2 protein-coding genes and 1 pseudogene are annotated in these 3,199 nt (G+C 71.8%); 2 read left to right on the forward strand and 1 reads right to left on the reverse strand.

What is annotated here, in order from left to right:
• Window positions 1-75: 75 nt before the first annotated feature.
• Window positions 76-468 (forward strand): MmcQ/YjbR family DNA-binding protein, encoded by a 393-nt coding sequence (locus tag ACWGIU_RS33795; RefSeq protein WP_453711923.1) that lies wholly within the window; start codon window positions 76-78, stop codon window positions 466-468.
• Window positions 469-593: 125 nt separating this feature from the next.
• A pseudogene (kstD, locus tag ACWGIU_RS33800) lies at window positions 594-2,388 on the forward strand (3-oxosteroid 1-dehydrogenase).
• A 25-nt stretch (window positions 2,389-2,413) separates the two neighbouring features.
• Here kstD and ACWGIU_RS33805 read toward each other — a convergent pair.
• Complete coding sequence (locus ACWGIU_RS33805) at window positions 2,414-2,914, reverse strand: hypothetical protein (protein ID WP_453711924.1); 501 nt, start codon at window positions 2,912-2,914, stop codon at window positions 2,414-2,416.
• Window positions 2,915-3,199 lie beyond the last annotated feature (285 nt).

Genomic DNA, 3,199 nt, shown 5'->3' on the forward strand with positions numbered 1-3,199 from the left:
GTTCACGGATACACAGGTACGGGAACGCCCGGCCCGGCTCCGTTAGCGTGGGGAGACGATCGACGGGAGGCGCTGATGAAGTCCGGAGTGCGCAAGTGGGAGGCCGTGCGGGAGTTCGCCCTCGGCCTTCCGGAGGCCGTGGAGGACCATCCGTGGGGTCCCGAGGACTGCGTGGTGAAGGTGAACAAGAAGATCTTCGTCTTCCTGGGCAACACCGACGGTCCGCAGCAGCCCGGCCTGTCCGTCAAGCTCAAGGACGAGGCGCTGCACGGGCACGCGATGGCTGCGCCGGGAGCGGAGCCCACCGGATACGGCCTGGGCCGCTCGGGCTGGGTGTCCGTCCCGCTGGCGGAGAAGGGGGCACCCTCCACGCCGGTGCTGTGCGAGTGGGTGGAGGAGAGCTACCGCACGGTGGCCCTCAAGCGGCAGGTGAGGGATCTGGACGCGCGGACGCGGGCGCAGGGCTGACGGCCGGTCTCAGGTGCGGGCGCCGGATGCCTTGACATCACATGATCCCCCGAACACCTTCTCTGACTCAGCATCAGAAATGCTGGAGGCACTTCCCCTCCTCCCCACACCGCTGGAGCCTGCCCATGTCCGCAAGCGCTTCACGCACCACCCCCGCCGCCCTCCCCTCCAGACGCGCGGTCCTCGCCGGTACGGGGGCCGGGGTGCTCGCCGCCACCGTGCTGCCGTCCGCCACCGCCCGGGCCGACGGCGCCCAGGACGGGCCGCCGCTCGGCGAGTACGACGTCGTCGTGGTCGGGTCAGGTGCGGCCGGGATGACCGCCGCGCTCACTGCCGCCCGGGGGGGGGCTGAGCGTGCTGGTGGTGGAGAAGGCTCCGACCTTCGGCGGTTCCGCCGCCCGGTCCGGAGCCGGTATCTGGCTGCCCAACAATGCGGTGATCCTGGGCGCGGGGGTGCCGGACACCCCGCAGAAGGCGGCGACGTACCTCGCGGCCGTCGTCGGGTCCGAGGTGCCGGCCGACCGGCAGGCCGCGTTCCTCGCCAACGGGCCGCGGATGCTGGACTTCGTCATGGCCAACAGCCCGCTGAGGTTCCGTTTCATGGAGGGCTACAGCGACTACTACCCCGATCTGCCGGGCGGGCTGCCGAACGGCCGCTCCATCGAGCCGGACCAGATCGACGGGAACATCCTGGGTGCCGAACTGGCGCGCCTGAACCCGGCGTACATGCCCGTCCCGGCCGGGATGGTGGTCTTCAGCCAGGACTACAAGTGGCTGAACCTGGCGGCGGTGAGCGCCAAGGGTCTCGCCGTGTCGACCGAGTGCCTGGCGCGCGGTACGAAGGCGGCGCTGCGCGGCGAGAAGCCGCTGACGATGGGCCAGGCCCTGGCGGCCGGGCTGCGCGCCGGGCTGCAGCGGGCCGGGGTTCCGGTGTGGCTGAACAGCCCGCTGGTGGACCTGGTCCAGGAGGGCGGCGCGGTCACCGGCGTGGTGGTGGAGCAGGGAGGCGTACGGGGAACCGTACGGGCCCGGCGCGGGGTGGTCATCGGCTCGGGCGGCTTCGAGCACAACGCGGCGATGCGGGCGCAGTACCAGCAGCAGCCCATCGGCACCCAGTGGTCGGTGGGCGCGAAGGAGAACACGGGTGACGGGATCCGGGCGGGTCAGCGCGCCGGGGCCTCGCTGGCGCTGATGGAGGACGCATGGTGGGGGCCGTCGATCCCGCTGCCCGGGGAGCCGTACTTCTGCCTCGCCGAACGGACCTTGCCGGGCGGGCTGATCGTGAACGCGAACGGCGCGCGGTTCGTCAACGAGGCGGCGCCGTACAGCGATGTGGTGCACGTGATGTACGACAGGGACCGGGGCGCGGTCGGTTCGCACATCCCGGCGTGGCTGATCGTGGATCAGCACTACCGCAACAAGTACCTGTTCAAGGACATCCTGCCGATGTTGCCCTTCCCTGACGCCTGGTACCAGGCGGGCGCGGCGAAGAAGGCGTGGACCTGGGACGCGCTGGCCGGCCAGATCGGGGTCCCGGCGGGGGCGCTGCGGGCGACGCTGGGCCGGTTCAACGCGCAGGCATGGAGCGGCGACGACGCCGACTTCCACCGGGGCGACACGGTGTACGACCACTACTACACGGACCCGAACGTGCACCCGAACTCGTGTCTGGCGCCCGTCTGGGTCCCGCCGTTCTACGCGTTCAAGATCGTGCCGGGGGATCTCGGTACGAAGGGCGGCATCGTGACGGACGCCCGGGCCCGGGCGCTGCGCCCGGACGGTTCGGTGATCCCGGGCCTGTACGCGGCCGGTAACGCGAGCGCGGCGGTGATGGGCCACAGCTACGCGGGCGCCGGCTCGACGATCGGCCCGGCGATGACGTTCGGCTACGTGGCGGCGAACGCCATCGCGGACGCGTGACGCCCGCACCCAGGGGTGCGGACGGTCAGCCCTGCTGGAAGAGCTCGGCGGGAAGCGGCTTCAGGAGGGCGTAGAGGTCATCGGTGATCGGGCGGTCCCAGCTGGCGATGGTGACCAGCACGTTGTCACTGCGGTCGAACTGGACGCAGGAGATGCGGGACTCCGACAGCTTGACCTTGCGGACGATGAGGAGGTTGTCGCCCTGCATGACGGGGCAGTCCTCGACGCCGGTGACCTCGACGTCCTCGTCGTTCTCCAGTGCGTCGAGGAGCTGGGCCACCTCGAAGGGGATCTGGCTGTCGGTGAGGTCCCGGGCCGGGGAGCCCTCCGGGAGGTTCCCGATGATCATCGCGGGGCCGCGTCCGCCGAAGAGGTCGTAGCGGAGGAAGACACCCTGGCAGCTGCCGTCGGGCGCGGGCAGCAGCCCGGCCCCGAGATTGCCCGGCCAGTCCCCCGGGTCCATGGCCAGGACGTCGAAGTCCGGGCCGGCGGGTGTGGCGGCGCGGTGGCGGCGGAGGAAGGACATGCCGCCATGGTACGTGGCCGCGCGAGTTTTCCGGCCCGGGGGCCCGCATCCGGGGACCTGCCCGGGCCGGGCCCGGCGGCCCGGGCCTTCGGACCGGTGGGACGAGTGAGAACCGGTGCGGGAGCAGGGCGGCGTCGCCCTCGGTACGCAGGGCGGTGGGCGGGAGGCGGCGCCGGAGGAACAGGGCGAGGTCGGAGGCGGTACCGGGCGGCCTCGACGTCTGCGGGCGTGGTGGAACCGGGCTCCAGGAGGACGTGGTCGCCCGAGAAGCGGACCGTCCAGAAT

The organism is Streptomyces sp. NPDC054840 (assembly GCF_053611065.1).

What these genes read in the sequence shown, in the direction of transcription:
- ACWGIU_RS33795 (WP_453711923.1), top strand. Translation starts at nt 76, where the DNA reads ATGAAGTCCGGAGTGCGCAAGTGGGAGGCCGTGCGGGAGTTCGCCCTC.
- ACWGIU_RS33805 (WP_453711924.1), bottom strand. Translation starts at nt 2,914, where the DNA reads ATGTCCTTCCTCCGCCGCCACCGCGCCGCCACACCCGCCGGCCCGGAC.